This window comes from Streptomyces sp. NPDC021622, assembly GCF_040640795.1.
Taxonomy (GTDB): domain Bacteria; phylum Actinomycetota; class Actinomycetes; order Streptomycetales; family Streptomycetaceae; genus Streptomyces.
Genome location: NZ_JBFACK010000001.1, coordinates 250,656 through 275,121, shown reverse-complemented (window position 1 = coordinate 275,121; position 24,466 = coordinate 250,656). Strand labels below are relative to the sequence as shown.

21 protein-coding genes, 1 pseudogene and 1 riboswitch are annotated in these 24,466 nt (G+C 72.4%); of the genes and pseudogenes, 10 read left to right on the top strand and 12 right to left on the bottom strand.

What is annotated here, in order from left to right; translation table 11 throughout:
* Nucleotides 1-16: 16 nt before the first annotated feature.
* Nucleotides 17-673: a class I SAM-dependent methyltransferase gene (locus AB0G47_RS01260; RefSeq protein ID WP_360762738.1), complete on the bottom strand. Its 657-nt coding sequence runs from the start codon at nt 671-673 to the stop codon at nt 17-19.
* A 144-nt stretch (nt 674-817) separates the two neighbouring features.
* Here AB0G47_RS01260 and AB0G47_RS01255 point away from each other — a divergent pair, with 144 nt between their 5' ends.
* Both AB0G47_RS01255 and AB0G47_RS01250 read left to right on the top strand, forming a co-directional pair.
* A complete protein-coding gene (locus tag AB0G47_RS01255) occupies nt 818-1,462 on the top strand; it encodes a CatB-related O-acetyltransferase (protein ID WP_360762735.1) in 645 nt (214 codons plus the stop codon).
* Between the two features lie 135 nt (nt 1,463-1,597).
* Nucleotides 1,598-1,891, top strand: coding sequence for a hypothetical protein (locus AB0G47_RS01250; RefSeq protein WP_360763898.1), 294 nt, complete (start codon nt 1,598-1,600; stop codon nt 1,889-1,891).
* Here AB0G47_RS01250 and AB0G47_RS01245 read toward each other — a convergent pair.
* The 3 genes from AB0G47_RS01245 to AB0G47_RS01235 are packed head-to-tail and all read right to left on the bottom strand — an operon-like array spanning nt 1,885 to nt 5,107.
* Nucleotides 1,885-2,976, bottom strand: a complete 1,092-nt coding sequence (locus AB0G47_RS01245; RefSeq protein ID WP_360762732.1) for a prenyltransferase — start codon at nt 2,974-2,976, stop codon at nt 1,885-1,887. The two genes, AB0G47_RS01250 and AB0G47_RS01245, sit on opposite strands and share 7 nt — an antisense overlap.
* The gene (locus tag AB0G47_RS01240) at nt 2,973-3,740 is read right to left on the bottom strand and encodes a class I SAM-dependent methyltransferase (RefSeq protein WP_360762729.1); all 768 of its coding nucleotides are present in this window, start codon (nt 3,738-3,740) and stop codon (nt 2,973-2,975) included. Before AB0G47_RS01240 ends, AB0G47_RS01245 begins: the two co-directional genes overlap by 4 nt.
* Nucleotides 3,740-5,107 carry a glycosyltransferase family 4 protein gene (locus AB0G47_RS01235; RefSeq protein ID WP_360762726.1) on the bottom strand — a complete coding sequence of 456 codons (1,368 nt, stop codon included), beginning with the start codon at nt 5,105-5,107 and terminating at the stop codon, nt 3,740-3,742. Before AB0G47_RS01235 ends, AB0G47_RS01240 begins: the two co-directional genes overlap by 1 nt.
* Nucleotides 5,108-5,365: 258 nt before the next feature.
* Between AB0G47_RS01235 and AB0G47_RS01230 the strand changes: the two genes are divergently transcribed.
* Together AB0G47_RS01230 and AB0G47_RS01225 are read left to right on the top strand one after the other, a co-directional pair.
* Nucleotides 5,366-6,001: a TetR family transcriptional regulator gene (locus AB0G47_RS01230; protein WP_360762723.1), complete on the top strand. Its 636-nt coding sequence runs from the start codon at nt 5,366-5,368 to the stop codon at nt 5,999-6,001.
* Between the two features lie 117 nt (nt 6,002-6,118).
* Nucleotides 6,119-6,709 (top strand): annotated as a pseudogene (locus AB0G47_RS01225) (response regulator transcription factor); the annotation flags it as partial.
* Here the strand turns inward: AB0G47_RS01225 and AB0G47_RS01220 are convergent.
* From AB0G47_RS01220 to AB0G47_RS01185, 8 genes are all read right to left on the bottom strand, one after another.
* A complete protein-coding gene (locus AB0G47_RS01220) occupies nt 6,635-8,785 on the bottom strand; it encodes an ABC transporter ATP-binding protein (protein ID WP_360763897.1) in 2,151 nt (716 codons plus the stop codon). The pseudogene AB0G47_RS01225 and the gene AB0G47_RS01220 overlap by 75 nt on opposite strands.
* A 68-nt stretch (nt 8,786-8,853) precedes the next feature.
* A complete protein-coding gene (locus AB0G47_RS01215) occupies nt 8,854-10,596 on the bottom strand; it encodes an ABC transporter ATP-binding protein (protein ID WP_360762720.1) in 1,743 nt (580 codons plus the stop codon).
* A 145-nt stretch (nt 10,597-10,741) separates the two neighbouring features.
* On the bottom strand, nt 10,742-10,861 hold the full coding sequence (locus tag AB0G47_RS01210) for a SapB/AmfS family lanthipeptide (RefSeq protein ID WP_360762718.1): 120 nt from the start codon (nt 10,859-10,861) through the stop codon (nt 10,742-10,744).
* A gap of 45 nt (nt 10,862-10,906) precedes the next feature.
* A complete protein-coding gene (gene lanKC, locus AB0G47_RS01205) occupies nt 10,907-13,543 on the bottom strand; it encodes a class III lanthionine synthetase LanKC (RefSeq protein WP_360762715.1) in 2,637 nt (878 codons plus the stop codon).
* Between the two features lie 228 nt (nt 13,544-13,771).
* Entirely contained in the window at nt 13,772-14,005 is a 234-nt protein-coding gene (locus tag AB0G47_RS01200; protein WP_360762712.1) for a ferredoxin, read from the bottom strand.
* Complete coding sequence (locus AB0G47_RS01195; RefSeq protein ID WP_360762709.1) at nt 14,005-15,471, bottom strand: aldehyde dehydrogenase; 1,467 nt, start codon at nt 15,469-15,471, stop codon at nt 14,005-14,007. Before AB0G47_RS01195 ends, AB0G47_RS01200 begins: the two co-directional genes overlap by 1 nt.
* Nucleotides 15,472-15,593: 122 nt before the next feature.
* On the bottom strand, nt 15,594-15,947 hold the full coding sequence (locus AB0G47_RS01190; protein ID WP_360762706.1) for a DoxX family protein: 354 nt from the start codon (nt 15,945-15,947) through the stop codon (nt 15,594-15,596).
* A gap of 58 nt (nt 15,948-16,005) precedes the next feature.
* Complete coding sequence (locus AB0G47_RS01185) at nt 16,006-16,932, bottom strand: sigma-70 family RNA polymerase sigma factor (RefSeq protein WP_360762703.1); 927 nt, start codon at nt 16,930-16,932, stop codon at nt 16,006-16,008.
* 224 nt (nt 16,933-17,156) lie between these two features.
* Here AB0G47_RS01185 and AB0G47_RS01180 point away from each other — a divergent pair, with 224 nt between their 5' ends.
* The 6 genes from AB0G47_RS01180 (at nt 17,157) to AB0G47_RS01155 (ending at nt 24,356) form a co-directional block, all read left to right on the top strand.
* Nucleotides 17,157-18,206 (top strand): MBL fold metallo-hydrolase, encoded by a 1,050-nt coding sequence (locus tag AB0G47_RS01180; protein ID WP_360762700.1) that lies wholly within the window; start codon nt 17,157-17,159, stop codon nt 18,204-18,206.
* Nucleotides 18,207-18,284: 78 nt separating this feature from the next.
* Nucleotides 18,285-18,355, top strand: a riboswitch (cobalamin riboswitch).
* Nucleotides 18,356-18,498: 143 nt separating this feature from the next.
* The gene (locus tag AB0G47_RS01175) at nt 18,499-19,722 is read left to right on the top strand and encodes a prenyltransferase/squalene oxidase repeat-containing protein (RefSeq protein WP_360762697.1); all 1,224 of its coding nucleotides are present in this window, start codon (nt 18,499-18,501) and stop codon (nt 19,720-19,722) included.
* A complete protein-coding gene (locus AB0G47_RS01170) occupies nt 19,719-20,411 on the top strand; it encodes an SCO2322 family protein (RefSeq protein WP_360762694.1) in 693 nt (230 codons plus the stop codon). Before AB0G47_RS01175 ends, AB0G47_RS01170 begins: the two co-directional genes overlap by 4 nt.
* Nucleotides 20,412-20,473: 62 nt before the next feature.
* Complete coding sequence (locus AB0G47_RS01165; protein ID WP_360763895.1) at nt 20,474-21,748, top strand: CbiQ family ECF transporter T component; 1,275 nt, start codon at nt 20,474-20,476, stop codon at nt 21,746-21,748.
* The gene (locus AB0G47_RS01160) at nt 21,745-23,499 is read left to right on the top strand and encodes an ATP-binding cassette domain-containing protein (protein ID WP_360762692.1); all 1,755 of its coding nucleotides are present in this window, start codon (nt 21,745-21,747) and stop codon (nt 23,497-23,499) included. Before AB0G47_RS01165 ends, AB0G47_RS01160 begins: the two co-directional genes overlap by 4 nt.
* Nucleotides 23,496-24,356, top strand: coding sequence for an ECF transporter S component (locus tag AB0G47_RS01155; protein WP_360762689.1), 861 nt, complete (start codon nt 23,496-23,498; stop codon nt 24,354-24,356). Before AB0G47_RS01160 ends, AB0G47_RS01155 begins: the two co-directional genes overlap by 4 nt.
* Nucleotides 24,357-24,466 lie beyond the last annotated feature (110 nt).

Here is a 24,466-nt window from a genome sequence, read left to right as displayed (position 1 = left end):
GCGGGCCAAGGCGGGGTCAGATCCCCGCTCCCGTTCGCCGCAGGACGCGCAGCGAGTCGGTTGCCGAGACCTCGGTGAACGCGCCGGACTCCAGTGCCCTGAGGTAGACGCGGTACGGGGCCTGGCCGGTCATGATGTCGACGGGGTCGGGGAAGACGTCGTGGATCAGGAGAAGGCCGCCGTGCGCGACGTGCGGCGCCCATCCCTCGTAGTCGGCCGTGGCGTGCTCGTCCGTGTGCCCACCGTCGATGAACACAAGCCCCAGCGGCCCGCCCCACGCCTTCGCCACCTGCGGCGAGCGCCCCACGATCGCGATCACGTGCTCCTCCAGGCCCGCGTGGTGCAGCGTGCGGCGGAAGGTCGGGAGCGTGTCCATCTGCCCGACCTCGGGGTCGACCGTCTCCGGGTCGTGGTACTCCCAGCCGGGCTGCTGCTCCTCGCTGCCGCGGTGGTGGTCGACCGTGATCGCCGTGACGCCCGCCTCGCGTGCGGCGTCCGCGAGCAGGATCGTGGAGCGTCCGCAGTACGTGCCGACCTCCAGGAGCGGGAGGCCGAGCGCCGCGGCCTCGGTCGCCGCGGCGTACAGGGCGAGGCCCTCGTCGGCCGGCATGAAGCCCTTGGCCGCCTCGAAGGCGGCCAGGATCTCCGGCTTGGGCTGCGCGGCGGCGGCCATGGGGTTCCTCCCGGTCGTAAGGATCGTCAGGTCGTAAAGATCGAAAATGCGGTGGGGTTCGTCTGGGGGCCGCCCTATGCTGCCGCATGGCCCGGCCGTTCACGGAGGCGGGGCCACTCACCAGGAGCGGAAGGCAGCGCACCCATGAATCTCGTACCGGCCGATCCGACGGTGCTGCACCCGTTCCCGGACCAGCCCCGTGTCGTGCTCCTGAAGCCGCTGGTGAAGTCTGAGTTGATCGAGGTCGGTGAGTACTCGTACTACGACGACCCGGAGCACGCCACCGACTTCGAGACGCGCAACGTGCTCTATCACTACGGGCCGGAGAAGCTCCGCATCGGAAAGTTCTGTGCGTTCGGGACGGGGGTGCGCTTCATCATGAATGGCGCCAACCACCGCATGGACGGGCCGTCCACCTTCCCCTTCCCCATCATGGGCGGCGCATGGTCCGAGCACTTCGATCTGATCAGCGGGCTGCCGGGGCGGGGTGACACCGTCGTCGGGCATGACGTCTGGTTCGGGTACGACGTGATGGTGATGCCCGGTGTGCGCATCGGGCACGGGGCGGTGATCGCTTCCGGGTCCGTGGTGGTGGACGACGTTCCCGACTACGGGGTGGTCGGCGGCAATCCCGCCAAGCTGATTCGTACGCGATACAGCGAGTCGGAGGTGGAGCGGCTGCTCGCGGTGGCGTGGTGGGACTGGCCCGCGGAGCACCTCACGGAGCATGTCCGGACCGTCATGTCCGGCACGATCGATGATCTGGAGAAGGCCGCGCCGCGGGATTAGTCGTCCGCGGGACCAGCAGCTCTTGTCCTCAGCCCCTCGCCAGCTCCCCCACCCGAGCAGGCCCGTACGGGTTTCAAGCAGTCCGTGTTTCAAGCGGGCCGCGCCCGGTACCCGTCCCCCATGTCCACCCGACACATGTCCGGCCGGCGCGCCCAAGCCACCGGCCAAGCAGCGAAGATCATCGCGGTCGTCGCCGATGTGATGGGCGTCATCCTCGGGCTCTGGATCCTGATGTACCTGCTCGACGCCAACCGCGCCAACGACCTCGTCCAATTCGTGCATGACGTGGCGCGCTGGCTCGCGGGCTGGTCACACGATCTGTTCACGTTCGATGACGCCTGGGCGCGGGTCGTCGCGGGGTACGGGCTCGCAGCCGTCGTGTACGTCTTCGTGGGCCACGCCATCGCGGGGCGCCTGCGCCGCTACTGACCCCCGGCCGGAGCCCCGCAGCACTCCGGGGCGAGGCCCACCGGCAGCCGGTCGCCCGAGAACACCGCGCAGGTGGCCTCGTCGCCGCCCAGCGCCGCCACGGCGAGCAGGATCGAGCCCGCCGTCCATGACGTCAGCTCACGGGGCCAGATCGCCTTGTCGTCGAAGACGTAGCCCGTCCAGTAGAGGCCGGACTCCGGGTCGCGCAGGTGCTGGATGGACTGCAGGATCTCCAGGGCGCGGTCCGACTCGCCCAACACCCAGAGGGAGAGGGCCAGTTCGGCGCTCTCGCCGCCCGTCACCCAGTTGTTGGGGACCACACAGCGCACGCCGAGGCCGGGGACGACGAAGCGGTCCCAGTCCGCCTCCATGCGGGACTTGGCCCGCTCGCCCGTCAGCGCGCCGCCCAGGATCGGGTAGTACCAGTCCATCGAGTAGCGGTCCTTGTCCAGGAACCGCTCGGGGTGGCTGCGGATCGCGTGGGCGAGCGAGCCCGTGGCCAACTCCCAGTCGGGCTGGGGTTCTTCGCGTTGGTCCGCGATCGCCAGGGCGCAGCGCAGTGCCTGGTGGATCGATGAACTGCCGGTCAGGAGCGCCTCGTTCACCGGGGTGCCGTCGGGCTCGCGCTTCCAGCCGATCTCGCCGCCGGGTTGTTGGAGAGCGAGGACGAACTCCACCGATGCCACTACCGCGGGCCACATGCGGTCCAGGAACGCGTCGTCGCCCGTCGAGAGGTAGTGGTGCCAGACGCCGACCGACAGGTAGGCGCAGAAGTTCGTCTCGCGGCCCCGGTCCGTCACGTCGTGCGGGTCGCCGTCGGCGTATGCCGCGTACCAGGAGCCGTCCGGGTTCTGGTGCCGGGCCAGCCACTCGTAGGCGCGGGCCGCCGCCGCGTGCTCGCCCGCCGCGTCCAGCGCCATCGCGGCCTCGGTGTGGTCCCACGGGTCCAGGTGGTGGCCGCGGAACCACGGGATCGCGCCGTCCTCGCGCTGGACGGCGAGTATCCCGCGTACCGTGTGCGCGGCCTGATCGGCCGTCAGGACTCCGGGCAGGACGAGGTGCTCCGTCCGCTCCGGGCTCGTCACGCGTCGGTCTTCGCGTCGGTGTTCGCGTCGGTGTTCGCGTCGGCCTTCGGCAGGTGCGGCTTGGTCGCGTACGCCACGAAGCTCTTGCCGACGATCGGGTTGAGCAGCTGCTCCGCCACCTTCGTCGCAAGGGGCTTCTTCATGATGTCCCAGACCAGGAGCTTGTGGTACGCCCGCACCGGCAGCGCCTTGTCGTTGTCCACGCCGAACGCGCACTTGAGCCACCAGTACGGCGAGTGCAGGGCGTGCGCGTGGTGCGTGCCGTACGGCTTGAGGCCCGCTTCGCGCATCCTGCCGAGCAGTTCGTCCGCCTTGTAGATGCGGATGTGCCCGCCCTCGACCTCGTGGTAGGCGTCCGACAGGGCCCAGCAGACCTTCTCGGGGCCGTAGCGCGGGACGGTCACGGCGATGCGGCCGCCGGGCTTGAGGACCCGGACCATCTCCGCAAGTACGCCCTTGTCGTCGGGGATGTGCTCCATGACCTCGGAGATGATCACGACGTCGAACGAGGCGTCGGGGAAAGGGAGGTTGAGCGCGTCGCCCTCCATCGCGGTCGCCGTGGCGCCGGCCGGGGCCTCGCCCGCCTCCTTCATCGCGGCGAACCACTTGGCGACCTCGCGGATCTCCTCGCCGTTCTGGTCGAGTGCCACCACCTGGGCGCCGCGCCGGTAGCACTCGAAGGCGTGCCGGCCCGCGCCGCAGCCCAGATCGAGTACGCGGTCGCCCGCGGCGAGCGGGAAGCGGGTGAAGTCGACGGTCAGCATCAGCGATGGCTCCCGGAGTATGTCGGGGTGGCCGCGGGGCGGCGGCCGGATTGCAAACCCGCGTTGCGGGCGATCGCCGCGCGGTACAGCTCTGCGGTGCCCTGGGCGGCGCGGGCCCAGGTGAAGTTGGCGAGCACACGCTCGCGGCCCGCGGCGCCCAGGCGGACGCGCAGTTCGCGGTCGCCGAGCAGCCGGGTCAGGCCGTCGGCAAGGGCGCCCGGGTCGCCCGGCGGCACCGCGAGACAGGTCTCGCCGTCCCGGCCCGCGACCTCCGGGATCGCGCCGCCGGTCGTCGCGAGCAGCGGCGTACCGGTCGCCATCGCCTCCGCCGCGGGGAGCGAGAAGCCCTCGTAGAGAGAAGGCACGCACGCGATCTGCGCCGAGCGGACCAGGTCGACCAGTTCGGCGTCGGTGATGCCCTTGACGAACTCGACGGCGCCCTGCAGGCCGTGCCGCTCGATGGCCTGGGCCACCGGCCCGTCCTCGGCGCGCTTGCCGACGACGACGAGGTGGGCCGCGGGGTTCTCGGTGCGGACCTTGGCAAGCGCCTCGATGAGGTAGATCAGGCCCTTGAGCGGGACGTCCGCGCTGGACGTGGTCACGATGCGGCCCGGCACCTCGGGGACGGACGGGTCGGGCGAGAAGAGGTTCGTGTCGGCGCCGATGTGGACGACGCTGATGCGGTCGTCGCGTACGCCGAGGTGGTCGACGATCTCCTGGCGCGAGGTGCCGGAGACGGTGAGCACGGAGGGCAGCCTGCGGGCCACGCGCTTCTGCATGCGGGTGAACGCGTACCAGCGGCGCACGGACATCCGGCGCTTCCAGTCGGGCGCCGCGTCCAGCTCCAACCGGCGGTCCACGGTGATGGGGTGGTGGATCGTCGAGACGAGCGGTGCGCCCAGGTCGCCCAACAGGCCGTAGCCGAGCGTCTGATTGTCGTGTACGACGTCGAACTCGCCCCGCCTGGCGCGCAGATGGCGGCGGGCGCGGAGGCTGAAGGTGGCGGGCTCGGGGAAGCCGCCGGTCCACATCGTCGCCACTTCGAGCGCGTCGACCCAGTCGCGGTACTCGTCGCGCTTCGGCGTACGGAAGGGGTCGGGCGAGCGGTAGAGGTCGAGGCTCGGCAGCTCGGTGAGCCTGAGGCCCGCAAGACCCTCGCCCTCGTCCAGGACGGGATAGGGCTGTGCGCCGATCACTTCGACGCTGTGGCCGAGGCGGGCGAGCTCGCGCGAGAGATGGCGTACGTAGACGCCCTGTCCCCCGCAGAACGGGTTCCCTTTGTACGTGAGGAGAGCGATGCGCAACGGTCGTTCGCCGTCGGCGTCGGAGCCCTCTCGGGGGCCCGCCTCCATGGCCTCAGCGGTCACTCTCGGCCCCCTTCTCCGTGCAGTTGTCCGCGAGGTTACGCCGGGACGGTAATCTAGAACAAGTTTCAGACTTGATCGTTGAGTGATCGCTGAACGAGCTCTGAATCTACCGGCAGGTAGCCGAGCTGTAAGGCCCGGATCAGGTGATTCGCGCCACGGCGGGCGCCCTGCCATGCTGACCCTTCCCCAAGCTCTCGGCTCCGCTCGAGCAGGGGAGACCCCACCTGGCCGGAACGGGACGACGGAACAACGGGACATATGACAGCGGAAGCCAGAGCAGTGGACGTCACGGCGGCTGATCCGGCGTCGCCGCCCCTGACCGAACGGCAGGAGGCGCGCCGCCGCCGCATCCTGCACGCCAGCGCCCAGCTCGCCAGCAGGGGCGGCTTCGACGCGGTGCAGATGCGTGAGGTCGCCGAGTCCTCCAGCGTCGCGCTCGGCACGCTGTACCGCTACTTCCCCTCCAAGGTGCATCTCCTGGTCGCGACGATGCAGGACCAGCTGCAGCACATGCACGGGACGATCCGCAAGCGCCCGCCCGCCGGCGAGACCCCGGCCGAGCGGGTCGCCGAGACGCTGATGCGGGCCTTCCGCGCCCTGCAGCGCGAGCCGCACCTGGCGGACGCGATGGTGCGGGCGCTGACCTTCGCCGACCGTTCGGTGAGCCCCGAGGTGGACACGGTCTCGCGGCTGACCACGGCGATCATCCTGGACGCGATGGGCCTGACGGAGCCGCCGACGCCCGAGCAGCTCTCGGCGGTCAGGGTCATCGAGCACACCTGGCACTCGGCCCTGATCACCTGGCTCTCCGGGCGGGCGTCGATCGCCCAGGTCAAGATCGACATCGAGATGGTGTGCCGCCTCATCGACCTGACGGTGCCGGAAGCGGCGTAGACCCCCGCGCACGGGGCACAGGGGGCGCACTGTCGCCTGGCAATTGCGCCCCCGCGCCTCTCCCGGTCGTGCTTGGCCAGTTATCCGCGTCCGTGCGGACCCTCGGCGCCACTATGAATGGCTTACGTGCTGAACGAAGCAGCCGGAACCGTGGCAGAGCTGGAGGGGCGGAACGTGATCCGGGTACTTCTCGTGCACGATGCCTGTCTGCTGCGATCGGCCCTGGCGGAACGTCTCGCCAGGGAGCCGGACCTGGAGGTGTTCCATGCGCCGTGGAACAACGCCCGCGAGCGGACGGGCGCGGTGCGGCCCGACCTCTGCGTGGTCGACCCCGACAGCGAGACGGAGTACGCGTCCGACGCGTTCGAGGAGCTGTCCCGGCCGCTGAGCGGCGCCCCGGGCCACCCGGGCTGCCCGATCCTCGTCCTGGCCAGCGGAGACCGTCCCGGCCTGCTGCGCCGCAGCATGGACGCCGGAGCACTCGGATACGTCGACAAGGGCAGCGGCCCCGAACGGCTGCTGGCCGGGATCAGGACGGTGGCGGCCGGCCACCGGTACGTGGACGATTCGCTGGGTCACGGATTCCTGAGGGCCGCTCAGATGCCGCTGACCCACCGGGAGTTGATGGTGCTCTCACTCGCCGCCGGGGGCGCTCCCGTCGCCGAGATAGCGCACCGCCTGCATCTGTCCAACGGGACGGTGCGCAACTACATGGCCGCCATCACCCGCAAGACCGGGGCCCGCAACAGGATCGACGCGATCCGGATCTCGCGCGGGGAGGGCTGGGTCTGAAGTCCCGTTCGCGGGGCCCCAGTTACCAGCCAGATCACGGTAGAGCGCGGAGCATTCAACGAGCTCCGCATGGCTGCCGCACAGGGTGCGCGGCCCGTCCATCACCAGGATCCGGTCCGCGCGCCGGGCCGAGCTGATGCGGTGGGCGATGACGACGAGGGTGCCGCCGGGGCGGGCCGCGAACGCGCGTTCGGCGCGGGACTCGGCCACCGGGTCGAGATGGCAGGTGGCCTCGTCGAGGAGGGCGAGCGGTGCGTGCGAGAGATGGGCGCGGGTCAGCGCCATGAGCTGGCGCTCGCCCGCGGAGAGCGCGCCCGGGTCGACCGGCGCCGCGAGCCCGCCGAGCCGTTCGATGAGCACGTCGGCCCCGACGGCCCGCGCGGCCGCCGCCAGCTCGCCGTCCGGCACGGCGTCCGCCCGCAGATAGGCCAGATTCTCCCGCACCGAGCCACTGAAGACGTACGCCTCCTGCGGAATCAACACCCGCCGCGCCACGGCCTCTTGCCCCAGCACCGCCTTCCCGTCCACCCGGACGATCCCCTCCCCCGGCGTCAGCAGCCCGGCGACCAGCCCCGCCAGCGTCGACTTCCCGATCCCGCTGGGCCCGACGACGGCCAGGTGACCGCCGCGGGGGACGGTGAGCGACAGCTCGCGTACGACGGGTTCGGCGCGGGGGCCGTAGGCGAAGGTGACGCGGGACAGGTGGAGGGCGGGCGCCGGCTCGGAGGTGTCGGAATTGAGGGCTTTGGGGTCTGGGGCTGACGCGGGGTGCGGCGCGGGCGCGGGGTCCGGCTCTGGCGGAGCGCCCGGCTCAGACGCGGACGCCCACACGGATTCCGGCTCGGGCGGGGAGCCCGGCGCAGGCACGGATTTCGGCGCGCGCACGGAGCGCGGCTCAGACGCAGAGCCCGACACGGGCTCGGATTCCGACCCGGCCGCCAACACGGATTCCGGCCCGGGCACGGATCCCGACGCGGACGCGGAACTCGACGCGGGCACAGATCCCGGAGCAGGCACGTATCCCGGCTCAGGCGCGGAGCCGGGCTCAGGCGCGGAGCCCGGCCGGGGCTCGGAGCCCGACACAGGCGAGGAGCCCGGCGCGCCCTCGGCCTGCCGAACCGGCGGCACCCACGCAAGTCGCTGGAGGACCACCGCCAGGCGGGAGCCGCTGGTGCCCAGGCCGTTGATCAAGTTGTGCAGGGCGGGGAGCAGGGCCTGGGTCACGTAGGCGATGGCTCCTACCAGGGCGCCCGGTGTCACTCCGTGGTTCAGGAGCCAGGGGGCCGTGGCGAGGAGCAGGACTAGCGGGAGCTGGCCGCCGGTCGCCAGTGCCGCCGTGCGCAGGATGCCCCAGCGGGCGAGGGCGCGGGCCGCCGCGTACTCCGCGGCGACGCCTCGGTCCAGGTCCGCGGCCACGTCCCGCTCCGCGCCCGCCGCGGCGACGTCCCGCAACCCCGGGCAGACCGTGCCCAGTTGGCCCGCGATGCCCTCGTCCGCGACGAGGAACGTCTCCTGGCGGCGGGCAAGGGGCCGCAGGGACACGAGGAAGAGGGCGATGCCCGCCAGCAGCGGCGGCGCGACCACCAGGAGGAGCAGCGGGGCCAGCGAGAACAGGCCGACCAGCGCGCCCACCGCCGTGAGGACGAAGGAGCGGGACACCATCACCAGGCCCGCGAAGGTGTCCCTGGCGATCTCCACCTGCTGGGTGAGGCGGGACACGGCGGCGCCGTCCGCCTCCCGCAGGCCCCGGTCGACGACTTGCCGCACGAGGGTGTCCCGCAGGGGTTCCACGAGGTCGGCGACCGCGCGGTACACCCGCCCCGTGCCGTACGCGGCGGCCGCCACCCCCAGCGCGCCCGCGCCGAGCCACCCGAGGCCGACCGCCTCGTCCCCCGCGAGGAACCCGTCGTCCAGGGCGCGCGCGAGGGCGTACCCGGTGAGGAAGGTCTGCCCGGTCTCCAGTACGGACCAGAGGGCGAGCCGCAGCACCACCGGCCACCTGCGCCACAGGAAGCGGACACCCCGGCGGTAGGGGCTTTGGGCTTCTGTGGGCGGGCTTGTCACGCGCCGAACACCTCCCGGTACTCCGCTCGCTCCCACAGCTCCGCGTGCGTTCCCACCGCTCGGATCCGACCCTCGTGCAGCCAGGCCACCGCGTCCGCACGGGCCGCCGTCGTGGCCCGGTGGGCGATGATCAGGCGGCTGCGGTGCGGGGTGCGGTGGAGCAGGGCCTCGGCGATGTGGTGTTCCGTCACGGTGTCCAGGCTCGACATCGCGTCGTCCAGGATCAGCAGCCGCCCGCCGCGCGCGAACGCCCTTGCCAGACCCAGGCGTTGGACCTCGCCGCCGGACAGCGGCGCCTGGGCGCAGGGGGTGGCGTAGCCGTCGGGCAGGCGGGTGATGAAGGTGTCGGCGCGGGCCGCGCCGGCCGCTTCGCGGATGCGGGCGGGGGCCGGACGCGGGGCGCCGAAGCCGATCGTGTCCTCCAGGGTCGCGCCGAGCAGCGCGGGGCGTTCGAAGGCGTAGCCGACCTCGCGGCGCAGCTCGGCGCGGCCGAGCGAGCGCAGCGGGACACCGTCGAGGCGTACGTCCCCTTCGTCGGGGTCGGCGAGCCGCCCCGCGAGGGAGGCGAGCAGCGACTTGCCCGCGCCGGAACGGCCGACCACGGCGAGCGTGCCGCCCGCGGGCACCGTCAGGTCGACGCCGTCGAGCACGGCACGTCCACCCCGCGTCACCTTGATCCCACGCAGCTCCAACAGCCCTCCCCCCGCAGGGAGTTCGGCCGCTCCGTACGCGGTCTCCGGTTCCGCGAGCACCTCTCCCAGGCGCCGCGCCGCCGCCCTCGCCCGCACCAGGCCGCCCAGCTGTCCGACGAGCATCCCGATCCCGGTGGCGAGCACCGCGTACCGGGATGCGGCAAGCAACTCGCCGACTGTGATGCGGTGTTGGAGAAGAAGGTGGCCCGCCACGGCTACGACCGCCAGCTGCAGGATCGGCGCGACCATGACCGCCTGCGCCTGGGAGCGGCCTTGGGCCCGCCACGTCCGGTGCCCCTGGCGGGTGAGTTCGGGCAGCGCCTCAAGGACGCGCGCCGCCTCCTTGTCCTCGGTGCGCGCGGCCGCGATGGTCCTGGCCCCGCCGATCGCCTCGCTCAGGCGGCCCGCGATGTCCCCCTGGACCCGCTGGTAGCGCGCCACGCAGTCCGACGAGACGCGCACGAACGCCCGCAGGAGCAGGACGAGTACGGGCACCCCGGCGATGAACACCACGGCGAGCAGGCCGTCGATCAGGGCGAGGGCCACCACGGCGCCGACGGGTGTGACCAGGGCGGCGAGCAGCCCGGCCAGGGTGGCGGGCGCGATGCCCGCGTGTGCGGCGTTGTCGACGAGGCGGGCCACCAGGTCGCCGTGGGCGAAGCGTGCGGTGGTGCGCGGGCCGACGGCGAGCACATGGCGGGCGACGCGGCCGCGCAGCCAGGCCGTGGTGCGGGCGTTGGTGGTCCCGGTGACGACGCCGTCGACGGCGTCGAGGAGGGCGCTGACGCCGATCAGCGCCGAGCACACGAGGATCCAGCGGGTGGCGTCGGATCCGCCGTCGCCGGTCGCGTCGCCGGTCGCATGGCCGGTCAGGACGGCGTCCAGGGCGCGGCCGATCGCGAGCGGCAGGAGCAGGCTCGCGCCCGCGGCCGCGACGGTGCACAGCGCAAGGACCGTGCAGCGGGCGGCACTGTGGCGGGTCGCGGCGCGCAACAGGCCGGCGTCGGATGTGGGGTGGTGCTGCGGACGGGGGGTCGTCGTCGCCATGCGGTGCGGGTCCTCGTCGTCCTCGTGGCCTGCCAGGCCCGGTGGCCTGCGGGCCCTGCTGTCCGTGGCGGTGGCGGCGGGCCCGGACGGCCTTTGCCGGTGCCGTCCGGGCCCTCAATTCCGTGCCGTCAGTCGCGAAGTGGCGTCACAGACAAAGGGTGATGCTGGCGGTGCTCCAGCACAGGAGCAGGCTGAGCTGGCTGCCGCCGCCTCCGCCACCCGTCATCTCGTCGGACTCCATGCTCTGCAGGTCGAGGAGTGCCATGAGCTTCCCTCTCTCTTGGGGACGTGGTGCTTCTTATGGGTTGTGTCACGACCCCGCTGAATCGCGGGACCGGCTCTGGGGCCGCGGCAGCGGCGGCAGGAAGGGGATGTGCGCTTGGCCGTCGCCGAGCGCGGCGGCGAGGGCGAGGAGACAGCCCGCCGTCCCGGTGTGCAGGTCCATGGAGAGGCGCATCATCTGCTCGCCGGGGAAGGCGAGTTGCCCCTCGTACGACATGGCGAACCAGCCGAGTTCTTCGATCTGCGCGGCGACTTCATCGGGCGTGATGCCCGGCGCGGTGCTGCGGTTGACGTGAAGGAGCAGTCCGGCCCGCCCCCGGAACAGGCCCGGCTGCACGCAGAAGCGTGAGCGTGCGGCGGCCAGGATGCCCGGCCGCGCCGCCTCGAACCCGGCGTCGTCCCGATGCGCGAGGTAGTCGTCGAGCACCATCCCGATGCCGACGCTGCCTTCGCCGAGGTAGGGCATCGTGCGCCAGCCCTCGTCGACGCCGAGGCTCCCGTCGGGCCGCGCCACGCACCGGGCGAGGTCCGTGCGCAGCGCACGCGCCGCCAGGTCGAGGAGCGCGGGATCGCCGTTCCGCTCGTACAGCCGAAGGAAGAGCAGTGCAGGCCCGGTGGCCCCGTGCAGCAGGCCGGCCCGTGGCTTCCCCTCGGGCGGGTGCGCCGCGGTGAGCCGCTCGCCGAGCAGCTCCGCCGCCTTCAGGGCGTACTGGCCGAGCGCGCGCTCGCCGGTGCTCTCGGCGAGGGCGTCGAGGGCGAGGCCGAGCCCGGCGAGGCCGCCGTGCAGGTCGGAGGGGAGCCGCTGCCAGTTCTCCTGGAGGATGAGTCCCGTCAGGTCGAGGGCGCGGTTGCGGTGACCGAGCCGGTCAAGGACGTGGGCGATGCCCGCGAGGCCGTCGTCGAGCCCCAACGGCGTACCGGGCGGGGCGGGTTCGGTGTGCTTCAGGAGCCACCGTTCGCCCTCTTCGTAGCGTTCGCCGCCGCTTTCGGCGAGGGCGAGCAGCACTCCGGCGGCGCCGTGCGCGAGGCCGAGGCCGCCGCCTTCGGCGAACTGCGCGATGTCGCCGGGGAAGAGCCGGTCGTCGCGCTCCGGGGTCGCCGAGGCGAGGATGGCCTTGACCATCGAGTCCCGGCTGCGCGGCCAGTCGGCGGGGTCGACGAAAGGTGCGGCGGCCCCCGCCGAAGAGGCCGAGAAGAGGGGCCCGGAGACACCCTTCTCACCGGGTACGACCCGCTCGATCTCAGCCACCGCCTCGGCGAGGAACTCCCTTGGTACGTCCGGGAATTCGGCCGCGATCACCTGCGCGAGATGCGCCGCCTTGCCCCGGTCGACGGCCAGCAGCGTGGTGACCGGCAGGAACAGCGCGAGCCGCAGACAGGCAAGCGCGTACCGGTCGACGTCCTTGCCGGTGCGGTCGGGGGGCGCGACGAATCCGGGGTGGGCGACGACCTGGCGTCCGCCCGCGTCCACGGCGGTCGCCGCCTCGAAGTCGAGGAGTGCGACGCTCCGTTCGTCGGGCGCGACCATGATGTTGAAGAGGTGCAGGTCGTTGAAGACGACCCCCCGCCCGTGCACCGCCGTCACGGCGTTCTCGACGGACCGGTGGATCCGCAGCGCCCAGTCCGTGTACGCGGCGATCGCGTCGGCGTCCGGTTCGCTGACGCACAGCGGATGGCGGTCGGCGAAGAAGGAGTTGAGGGTGCGGCCCTCCAGGAAGTCCATGACGAGGAAGCGGTGGCCGCCGAGTTCGAACCAGTCGCGCACCTCGGGCGCGACGCCGAGGCCCGCCAGCTTCTCCAGCGCGTCCCGCTCGCGCTCGAGGCGGGCCACGGCGTCGGCCCCGTCCGATGCGAGACCCGCGTGCGGGCGGGCCTCCTTCAGGACGACCTTGCGGCCGTCGCGGGTGTCGGTGCCCATGTAGACACCGCCGCCGTTGGAGAAGTGCAGGGCCTTCTCCATGCGGTACGGCAGGTCGGTGACCGTCGTCCGGTTGCGCTCGGCGAGCTGGGGTTCGAGGAAGGGCGGCAGCGTCACCCACTCGGGCACCCGGAAGGCCGGGTCGCGCGAGTCGGGGACGAGCCTGCCCCGGTCGTCCTCGATCGCGGGGACCAGGGCGCCGCGCCCGTCCGCGCACATGCGGCGGGTGAATGCGCCGTACCTGACGTACAGCGGTCCTTCCTGCCAGCGCAGATCGGTGAGGATGTAGGGACCTTCGCACCCTTCGAGCGCCTTGCCCAACTCGCGTAACACCATGTGCAGTTGGTCCTCGTCGGCCGGGTAGATCGTGGCGAACTTGCCGCTGCCGTCCCGTCCCGCGTACTTGCTGTTGCGCAGATGCAGCAGATGGCGCCCCGCTATGAACTTGAAGGGCACGGCGCGGGGCACGCAGTAGTCCCACACGACCGCAGCCATCCGGTCGGCGTTGTCCAGCGTGGCGGAGACATGGATCTTCCAGCCCTGCGCGGGCGCGGGCCGCGAGTGCCCGTCCTCGTCGACCGGGCCCAGGGTCAGCCAGTCGCCGGTGCGCGCCGAGCGCCACCCTTCCGGGACCGCGCGGCCGGCCGTCCCGAACTCGGGGGCGCCGGTGCCGCCCGCGGACAAGCGGTCCGGAGTCTCGTAGAAGAGCCTGTCGGCCAGACAGTAGACCTCGTACCGCTTGTCCACGGTTTCCCCTCCCCATGCGGCGTCGCAAGGAGAGTTGCAGACCGCAAAGGGAGCGGACAGTCACAGATGTCATCGGATGGGCGTGCGGAACGCATGCGTAAAGTCCCGTTCGACCTGTTCGACCGCACAGGGCGGGCACCGCGGAAACATCAGGTGGTGCCCGGACCGTCACAAACGTGAAGATCCCCGTCCGGCCGGAAGGCCCCGTCAGCCTTCCGGAGCGAACGGCTAGTCCTCCGGCGGGAACACGACCTCCCCGCTGCCCGCCAGCGTGATCGTGATCGCCTCTACCGGGCAGCCCTCCGCCGCTTCGAGGACCTTCTCGTTCGCGTCGGTGTCGGCGGCGACGGGGTGCGACTGCCGGGCGGAGTCGAGTTCGAAACCGCCGGGAGCGGTCAGCACGCACATCCCCGAGCCGATGCACACGGACCGGTCCACCTCGACGTGCCAGCGGTCCCCCATCAGGCACCCGTCCCCTCATAGCCGCCCGGCAGATGGATCATCTTGTGCTCGAAGTACTCGCCGTACCCCTCGGGCCCGAACTCCCGCCCCACACCGGAGTTCTTGTAGCCGCCGAACGGTCCGAGCATGTCGAGGCTGAAGGTGTTCACGGAGTACGTCCCGGTGCGCACCCGGCGCGCGATGTCGATGCCGCGCTCCACGTCCGCGGTCCAGACGCTGCCGCTGAGCCCGTAGTCCGAGTCGTTGGCGATCTTCACGGCTTCGCTCTCGTCGCCGTACGGAAGAAGGCAGATGACCGGGCCGAAGATCTCCTCGCGGGCGATGCGCATGGAGTTGTCGACGCCGCCGAAGAGCGTCGGCTCGACGTACCAGCCCTCGTCGAGTCCCGCCGGACGGCCGCCGCCCGTGAGGATCTTGGCGCCTTCCTCCTGGCCGATGCGGATGTAGTCGAGGGAGCGCTGCTGCTGGCGCTTGGCGACCAGCGGGCCGAGTTCGGTGGCCGGGTCGAGCGGGTCGCCGACCTTGAGCGCGCCGGCCGCCGCGGCGAAGGCCTCGGCGAACTCGTCGTAGCGGGAGTGCGGCACGAGGATGCGGGTCTGGGCCACGCACGCCTGGCCGTTGATCATCCAGGCGAAGGGCACGATCCCCGCGACGGCGCTCGCCGCGTCGGCGTCCGGCAGGATCACCGCGGCCGACTTGCCGCCCAGCTCCAGGGTCACGCGGGTGAGATTGCGGGCGGCGACCTCCATGACGCGCTTGCCCGCGCCGACGGACCCGGTGAAGGACACCTTGTCGATTCCGGGGTGCCCGACGAGGTACTCGCTGACCTCGCGGTCCGCCGAGATGATCGAGAGCACGCCCTTGGGCAGCCCGGCCTCGGTGGCGATCTCGGCGAGGATGTAGGAGTCGAGCGGCGCTTCCGGCGAGGTCTTGAGGATGACCGGGCACCCGGCGAGCAGCGCGGGCGCGAGCTTGGCGGCGGCGGTGAACTGCGGGACGTTCCACGGGACCACGGCCGCCACGACGCCCACCGGCTCGCGCCGGACGAGGATCTTGCCGAGGGCTCCGTCGCGTGCTTCCTCGTACGTGAAGTTGCGCGCGACCGTGAGCGCCGAGTCCCAGACCATCATCGCGGCGAGGGCCTGCACCATGACGCTCGAGGTGTACGGGGTGCCGTTCTCGGAGCTGATGACGCGGGCGATCTCCTCGTGCCGTACGGCGATCGCGTCCTTGATCTTTGTGATCACCTCGATCCGCTCGTCGAGGCTCATCCGGGGCCAGGGGCCCTCGTCGAACGCCTTGCGCGCGGTGGCGACGGCCCGGTCGACATCGGCGGGCGCGGCATGCGGGACCGTTGCGAAGACCCGGCCCGTGTGCGGCGAGATCACCTCGATGACGTCCTTGCCGAGCGGGTCCACAAGCTCCCCGCCGATGAACAGCTGTCCGTGTTCCACGAGCTCGGTCATGGCTGACTGCCTCCTGCGGGATTCCGCCGTACGCGGCACGCTTTCTGACACTGCCTCAGAACGCTTTGGCAGAACTGATACCAGTTCTAGTTCCAGGAGTCCACGGGGGTGTCACCACGGCCTCAGATCCCCCGGTGGGCGATCCCGGTGACCAGCGCCGCCGCGGCAAGTCCCCAGAACCCGAGCGGGAACTGGAGCGTGTACACCCGCGCCCGCAGATGGAAGAGAACGGCTCCGGTGAAGAAGATGACGAGCCCGGCCCCGGCTGCCACACCGATCCAGGGCACGGCGAAACCCGCCAACAGGCCTGCTCCACCGGCCAGTTTGAGATGGCCAAGGGGGAACAGCCAGGAACGCGGGACGCGGGCCCGGTCCATGTTCGCGATGACCTGGGGCGAGCGCGCGTAGTCGACGAAGGCGACGTAGATGTTGGCGGCGGCCGCCAGCAGGGTGACGGACACATAGGCGATGAACATGGGTGACTCCCTTTGGCTCTCTTTGACTCCCTTTGACTCCCTTGCGGGGGACGGCCGTTCAGGCGAGGTGGGCGAGCTTGTCGGGGTTCATGACGTTGTAGAGCCCGCGCACCCGCTCGCCGTCCGGCGTCAGGTCGAGGACGAGCACGGCGTAAGGGGCGCCTTCGTTGAAAAGCAGCACCGAGGGGTCGCCGTTGATGTGGCAGTAGCGGAGCTCCGCCCCCGCCGGCCTGAGCGCGGCACGCTTGACGAGCAGCTCGGCCACCCTGCCGGGACCCCGCAGCGGGCGCGGCCCCGCCCCCGGCGCCTTGCCCCCGCCGTCGGCCCACAGGACGACATCCGGCGCGAGCAGCCGCAGCAGCGTCTCGGCGTCCCCCGCCGCCACCGCCTCGGCGAACCGCTCGGTGACCTCTCTGCGGCGGCGCGCGTCCGCGTTCCCGGCGGGCCGCCTGGCCCGCACATGCTCACGGGCCCGGTGGGCGAGCTGACGCACGGCGGCCGGGGTGCGCCCGATGATCTCAGCGGTCTCGGTGTGCGCGTACCCGAAGACCTCGTGCAGGACGAAGACCGCGCGCTCCAGCGGGGAGAGGGTCTCCAGGACCACGAGGAGCGCCATCGACACCGACTCGGCACGCTCGACCGCTTCGGCGGCGTCCGGCTCATGGACGGGCTCGACGGCCCGGGTGAGCAGCGGCTCGGGGAGCCAGGGGCCGATGTAGGTCTCGCGGCGGCGGCTGATGACGGACTGCCGGGCGAGGGCCTTGTTCACGGCGATGCGTACGAGATAGGCGCGGGGACTCCCGATCGGCTCGGCGTCGCGGGCCGCGTGCCGGGGCGCCCAGGCGAGCCAGGTCTCCTGCAGCACGTCCTCGGTGTCGGCGACGGTGCCGAGCATGTTGTAGACGAGGGAGAACAGCAGCTCTCGGTGGTCGACGAAGGCTCGGGTCGCGTCGTCGGCGTCGTCCGCATCGGAAGTGCCGGGCATGGCGGGGTCTCCTCTGTTGTGCGTGCTTGCGTCCTAGGAGCGGGGCGGCGGGCCAGGTGTGACATCGGGCCCGGCGAGTGTGACCGGCGCCTCACTTCCAAGTCTCCTGACGAAACAGTCGACTTGGGCGATCATTGGAACTAGTTCTAGTTATGGTCGTGAGGGCTGAGGTCTCGTGGGGCTGAGGTCATGGCCGTGCAGCCGATGAGAGACGAGGGCTCCCGATGACGCAGGTGGCCGATCCGCAGGTGACCGAGCACGGCGGGGGCGTATGGAGCATCAAGGTCCCCATCCCGGACAACCCCCTCGGCTACACCCTCGTCCATCTCCTGGACACCGACAGCGGTCCGGTCCTGATCGACACGGGCTGGGACGACCCGACGTCCTGGGACACCCTGGAGGCGGGCCTCGACGCCTGCGGCACGTCCGTCGACGCGGTGCACGGCGTCGTCATCACCCACCACCACCCCGACCACCACGGCCTGTCCGCCAAGGTCCGCGAGGCCTCGGGCGCCTGGATCGCGATGCACGAGGCGGACGCGTCGGTGGTGCGGCGCACCCGTTCCAACGCCCCGGGGCGCTGGTTCGACTACATGGTCCAGAAGCTGACGGCCGCGGGCGCACCCGCCGAGCACGTCGCACCGCTGATCGCCGCCCGCGACGCGGGCCGCACGCCGAAGCTGCCGGGCCTGGCCCCCGCGCTGCCCGACCGGGACATCACACCGGGCGAGCTGCTCGAACTGCCGGGCCGCAGGCTCCGCGCGATCTGGACGCCGGGGCACACCCCCGGCCATGTCTGTCTGCACCTGGAGGAGGAGCACCCGGCCCGGCTGCCGGGCCACGGCCGCCTCTTCTCCGGCGACCATCTGCTCCCCGGGATCACCCCGCACATCGGCCTGTACGAGGACCCCGACGACGACACGGTGACCGATCCCCTCGGCGACTATCTCGACTCCCTGGAGCGGGTCGGCCGCCTGGGCCCCGCCGAGGTCCTGCCCGCCCACCAGCACGCGTTCACCGACGCACCGGCCCGCGTACGGGAGATCCTCGACCACCACGAGGAACGCTTGAACGACCTCCTGGCCCTGCTCGCCGAACCCCTCACCCCCTGGCAGCTCGCCGAGCGCATGGAGTGGAACCGCCCCTGGGCCGAGATCCGCTACGGCTCGCGGAGCATCGCCGTGTCGGAGGCCGAGGCGCATGTGCGGCGCCTGGTGAAACTGGGGCGCGCGGAGGCGGTGGGGAGCGATCCGGTGCGGTACGTGGCGGTGTGAGCGCGGCGGGGCGGGCGGCCCCGGGCGCGCTCGCTACGGGCCGGTAGAGTGACCCCCGTCGCCATCATGCCCGTACGGGGGGAAGCCGGTGCGAATCCGGCGCTGACCCGCAGCCGTGAACCGCGTCCGCGCGGTAAGCCGGATTGCCCCGCCCGGAGCGTGACCGGCTCGCCTCATCGGACCCCCCGATGATCGGCACCGTCGAGGTATACGGAGCCGGAGCCGCCCGGAGCCGTGCCCGTCGCGCGCCCGTGCTGCCCCGCTCCCCGCAGGGAGAGGCACCCGCCGCATCATGAACGTTCGCCGCAGCGCCGCGGTCCTGGCCGCCGTCGCCGTGTTCGGTTCGGCCGCCGCCCCGGCCGCCTTCGCCGACACCGCGAAGCCGTCGCCCTCCGCCAAGCTCCCCTCCGGTCTGTACGGCGACAAGGACCCCAAGTTCGACGGGGTGTTCCGGCAGTCCTACGCCCTGCTCGCCCAGGATTCGGCCGGTGTGAAGCCCGCCGCCAAGTCCGTCGACTGGCTCACCGGACAGCAGTGCGCGAGCGGCGGTTTCGCCGCGTACCGCGCCGACGCCGGCGAGCCCTGCGACTCCAAGACGATGGTCGACAGCAACTCCACCGCGGCCGCCGTGCAGGCGCTCACCGCGCTCACCGGTCAGGCCAAGACGGTCAAGAAGAGCGTCGACTGGCTGAAGTCGGTGCAGAACCAGGACGGCGGCTGGGGCTACAACCCCGGCATGGACTCCGACGCCAACTCGACCGGCATCGTGATCGGCGCCCTCACCGGGGCCGGCGAGAAGCCGCAGTCGGTGAAGTCGCAGGACGGCAAGTCCCCCTACGACGCGCTGTCCAAGCTCGCCATGGACTGCGGCAAGGGCGGCGGCGCCTTCGGCCTCGCCGACATGAAGACCGGCAAGCTCTCGCCGAACGCGGACGCGACGGCGGCAGGCGTCCTCGGCGGCTACGGCAGGGGCCTGGTCGTGGCCCCGCCCGAGGCGACAAAGCCCGCCACCCCGAAGTGCGTCAAGGCGGACACCGCCGAGAAGGCCGCGTCCAACGGCACCGGCTACCTCCTCAAGACCCTCGCCGAGAGCGACGACCACCTGATGTCGTCGCTGGCCGGCGCCAAGAACATGCCCGACGTGGGCAACACCGCGGAATCCGTGGTCGCCCTCGCCGCGGCCGGTCAGCCGGAGCAGGCGAAGAAGTCGGCCCAGTGGCTGGCGAAGAACTCAGCGGAGTGGGCGAAGACGTCCGGACCCGCCGCCTACGCCCAGCTGATCTTCGCCGCGAACGCCGCCGGCCTCGACCCGCGCGACTTCGGCGGCGCCGACCTGGTCAAGCAGCTGAACGCACAGGGTCCCGCACCGCAGGCCACCGAGAAGCCCGCCGACGAGAAGAAGGACGGCGACGACGAGGGCGGCGTGAGCGTGTGGTGGATCATCGGCGTCGGCCTGGTCTTCGGCGCGGGCATCGGCTTCCTCCTGAGCAGCCGCAACAAGAAGTCGCAGCTGTGACTCGGGTCCGCTCCGGCCGCCCCGCACGGTTCGTGGCCGGGGCGGTCCTCACCGCGCTCTTCGCCTCGCTGTTCGCGGTCCTGCCCGCCGCTCCCGCCCAGGCCGCCGGCTACCGCTACTGGTCCTTCTGGGACCGGGACGGCGCCAAGTGGGCCTACGCGACCCAGGGGCCGAGCACCGCACGCCCCGACGACGGGGCCGTCCAGGGCTTCCGGTTCTCCGTGTCCGAGGACTCGCAGGACTCCGCGAAGCCGCGCGGCCCCGCCGACTTCGGGGACATCTGCGCGAGCACTCCCGCCAAGGACGGCCGCAAGCGCGTCGCCCTGGTCATCGACTTCGGTCTGCCGAAGGACGCCCCCAAGGGCGAGACGCCGCCCGCACCCCGGCTCGCCTGCGCGCAGGTCGGCGAGGACGCCACCAGCGCGGAGGCCCTCGCCTCGGTCGCCAAGCCGCTGCGCTACGACAGCAACGCGTTGCTGTGCGCCATCGACGGCTACCCGAAGTCGGGCTGCGGCGATCAGGTCTCGGGCAACGGGGAGTCGGCGAGGAAGCCGGCCACGGGCGAGTCGGCTCAGGGAAAGAAGGACGCATCCGACGGCGGTCCGTCCGTCGGCCTGATCGCGGGCGTGGCGGCCATCGCCGTGCTCGGCGCGGCCGCCGTCTGGCAGACCCGCCGCCGCCGCGGCTGATCCGTGCGATGAGTGATCCCGCAAAGCGGTTCCGCGCCCCGAAGGGGGCGCGGGGCTGTGACATGAGCGGCTCCGCCGCGTGGGCGCGACCAGCCACAGACGACCCGCAGATTCAGTACCTCGCCCCGGCCGCACACCGAAGCAACGCCCTGCACCCGGGCGCCTGGTGGGTGTGGGCCCTTGGCCTCGGCACAGCCGCGTCCCGCACCACCAACCCCCTGCTGCTCGGCCTGCTCATCGGCGTCGCGGGCTACGTCGTCGCCGCGCGCCGGACGTCCGCCCCATGGGCGCGGTCGTACGGCGCGTTCGTGAAGCTCGGGCTCGCCGTGATCGCGATCCGCCTTGTCTTCGCCATCGTCCTCGGCTCTCCGATCCCCGGTACGCACATCCTCGTCACGCTCCCCGAAGTCCCGCTGCCCGACTGGGCGAAGGGGGTACGGATCGGCGGCCGGGTGACCGCCGAGGGTCTGCTCTTCGCGCTCTACGACGGGATCCGGCTCGCGGGTCTGCTCATCTGCGTGGGCGCCGCCAACGCGCTCGCCAGCCCGTCCCGGCTGCTCAAATCGCTGCCGGGCGCGCTGTACGAGGTGGGGGTCGCCGTCGTCGTCGCGATGACGTTCGCGCCGAACCTGATCACCGACGTGCAGCGGCTTCGGGCCGCGCGGCGCCTGCGCGGGCGGCCCGACAAGGGTGTACGCGGACTTCTCCAGGTCGGCCTTCCGGTCCTGGAGGGCGCGCTGGAGCGCTCAGTCGCGCTGGCCGCCGCGATGGACGCGCGGGGCTTCGGGCGCACCGCCGATGTCCCGGCCCGGGTGCGCAGGACGACGGCCGCCCTGACGCTCGGCGGCCTGATGGGCGTCTGCGCGGGGACGTACGGCCTGCTCTCGTCGGAAGGCGCGGGCTACGGCCTGCCCGTGCTCGCCGGCGGTCTGCTCGCCGCCCTGGCAGGACTCCGCCTCGGCGGCCGCCGCTCCGTGCGCACCCGTTACCGGCCCGACCCCTGGGGCGTGCGCGCCTGGCTCGTCGCCGGGTCGGGCGTCGCGGTGGCGGGCCTGATGATCTGGGCATCGGCGTACGACACGGCCGCCCTGCACCCCGGAGTCGTCCCCCTGACCGCACCGATACTGCCGCTGTGGCCCGCGGCGGCGGTGCTGATCGGGCTGCTGCCCGCATTCGTGGCGCCGGTGCCGTCCCAGGAGTCGGCGCCTTCGGCCTCCCACTCCGAGCGGCCCGCACCCGTCCCCCTGACGAAGCCCTCGCCCGCCGCCTGGCGGAAGGCGTCGTCATCCCCCGCCGTCGAGTCGGCAGCCCCCGTTCCCCCGAAGGAGAGCTCATGATCCGCTTCGAGGACGTCTCCGTGACGTACGAAGGGGTCGCCGAGCCCACCGTCCAGGGGGTCGAACTCGCCGTACCCGAAGGCGAGTTGGTGCTGCTCGTCGGCCCGTCCGGGGTCGGCAAGTCGACGCTGCTCGGCACGGTCAGCGGCCTGGTGCCGCACTTCACCGGCGGCACTCTGCGCGGCCGGGTGACCGTGGCCGGGCGCGACACCCGTACGCACAAGCCGCGCGAACTCGCCGATGTCGTCGGCACGGTGGGCCAGGACCCGCTCTCGCACTTCGTGACGGACACGGTCGAGGACGAGCTGGCGTACGGGATGGAGTCGCTCGGCCTCGCCCCGGACGTGATGCGCCGCCGCGTCGAGGAGACCCTGGACCTGCTCGGCCTCGCCGATCTGCGCGACCGGCCCATCGCCACGCTCTCCGGAGGGCAGCAGCAGCGGGTCGCGATCGGCTCGGTCCTCACTCCGCACCCCAAGGTCCTCGTGCTCGACGAGCCGACGTCGGCGCTCGACCCGGCCGCCGCGGAGGAGGTGCTCGCCGTCCTCCAGCGCCTCGTGCACGACCTGGGCACCACCGTCCTGATGGCCGAGCACCGCCTGGAACGGGTCGTGCAGTACGCGGACCAGGTGCTGCTGCTCGCGGCGCCGGGCGAGGCCCCGGTGCTCGGCGACCCGGCCGCCCTGATGGCCCGCTCCCCCGTGTTCCCGCCGGTGGTCGCCCTGGGCCGCCTCGCAGGATGGTCGCCGCTGCCGCTGACGGTGCGGGACGCGCGACGGCGGGCGGGGGCCCTGCGCGAACGCCTCTCCGGGGCCGAGCCGCCCGAGGCGACGACGGCCATGCGCCCCGCCGAGCAGCCGGCGCCCCGCAGGCCGAGCCTTCGCCGGCGTACGAAGAAGAGCGACGAGCCGCAGGCCGCCGCGGCCGTCGCGTCACTGGCCGTCCGCCGCGGCCGGGTCGAGGCGCTGCGCCGCGTGGACCTGACCGTCCGCGCGGGAGAGACGGTCGCCCTGATGGGCCGCAACGGCGCCGGGAAGTCCACGCTCCTCTCGACCCTGGTCGGCCTGCTCGAACCGGCGTCCGGTTCGGTCCGGGTGGGCGGCACCGTCCCGCACCGCACGGGCCCGCGCGAACTGATCCGCCACGTGGGCCTGGTCCCGCAGGAACCTCGCGATCTGCTGTACGCGGACACGGTGGCCGCCGAGTGCGCGGCCGCCGACCATGACGCGGACGCGGCGCCGGGCAGCTGCCGGTCCCTGGTCAGCGAGCTGCTCCCCGGCATCGCGGACGACACCCACCCCCGTGACCTCTCCGAGGGCCAGCGCCTGACGCTCGCCCTGGCGATCGTCCTGACGGCCCGCCCGCCCCTGCTGCTCCTGGACGAGCCGACCCGCGGTCTCGATTACGCGGCGAAGGCCCGCCTGGTCACCGTCCTGCGCGGGCTCGCGGCCGAGGGCCATGCGATCGTCCTCGCCACGCACGACGTGGAGCTCGCGGCGGAACTGGCCCATCGGGTGGCGATCCTCGCCGACGGCGAGATCGTCGCGGACGGCCCGACCCCGGACATCGTGGTGTCGTCACCGTCCTTCGCACCGCAGGTGACGAAGATCCTGGCCCCGCAGAAGTGGCTGACGGTCCCGCAGGTGCGGGAAGCCCTGCGGACGGCGGGGACGGATCCGGGCGCGGACCCCGACCCGAACACACGCCCGGACCTGCCCGGCGACGTGCCTCCAGAAGGAGCGCAGCCGTGAGCCCCGCTTCCCCTGGCGGTAGGCCGGGGCCCGCCGGGCCCGAGCGCCAGGCCCGCCCCATCCGGCTTGGGCCCCGTTCCGTCGGCGCCCTCGCGCTGGTCAGCGCCGTGGGGGTGGTCGCCTTCGGGTGGCCGCTCATCGCGAGCGGCGGCTCGGGGCTGAGCGCGCACGCGCAGGACGCGCCCTGGCTGTTCGCCGCGCTGCTTCCGCTGCTGCTCGCCGTGGTCGTGGCGACCATCGCGGACGTCGGGCTCGACGCGAAGGCCATCGCCATGCTCGGGGTGCTCGCCGCCGCCGGGGCGGCGCTGCGGCCGCTGGGCGCGGGGACCGCCGGGATCGAGCCGATGTTCTTCCTGATGGTGCTCAGCGGCCGGGTGCTCGGGCCGGGCTTCGGGTTTGTGCTCGGGGCGGTGTCGATGTTCGCTTCGGCGCTGCTCACCGGGGGCGTCGGCCCGTGGATGCCGTTCCAGATGCTGTCCATGGGCTGGGTCTGCATGGGCGCGGGGCTGCTGCCGGGGCCCGACTCACTCCGCGGCCGCCGCGAACTGTGGCTGCTCGCGGCCTACGGCGCGGTGTCCTCCGTCCTCTACGGCACCGTCATGAACCTGCAGGGCTGGCCCTACCTGGGCGGCCTGGCGACCGGCGTCTCCTTTGTCCCCGGGGACCCAGTCGGCGACAACCTGGGCCGCTTCATCGCCTACTGCCTGGCGACCTCGCTCGGCTGGGACCTGCCCCGCGCCGTGGTCACCGTCCTGCTGAGCCTCGCCCTCGGTCCAGCCGTCCTCAAGGCGCTGCGCCGGGCCACACGGCGGGCCGCTTTCGAGGCCCAGGTCACATTCGAGGGGCCCAAGGCGTAGGCGGCCGTTGGCTCTCCGTCACAGGAAGGGCCCTCGGACGGTGAGGCGGCCCACAGGCCTTTAGTCCTCTACTAGTCCGTTTCGTACCAATTTCCGCTTGACGCGCACGC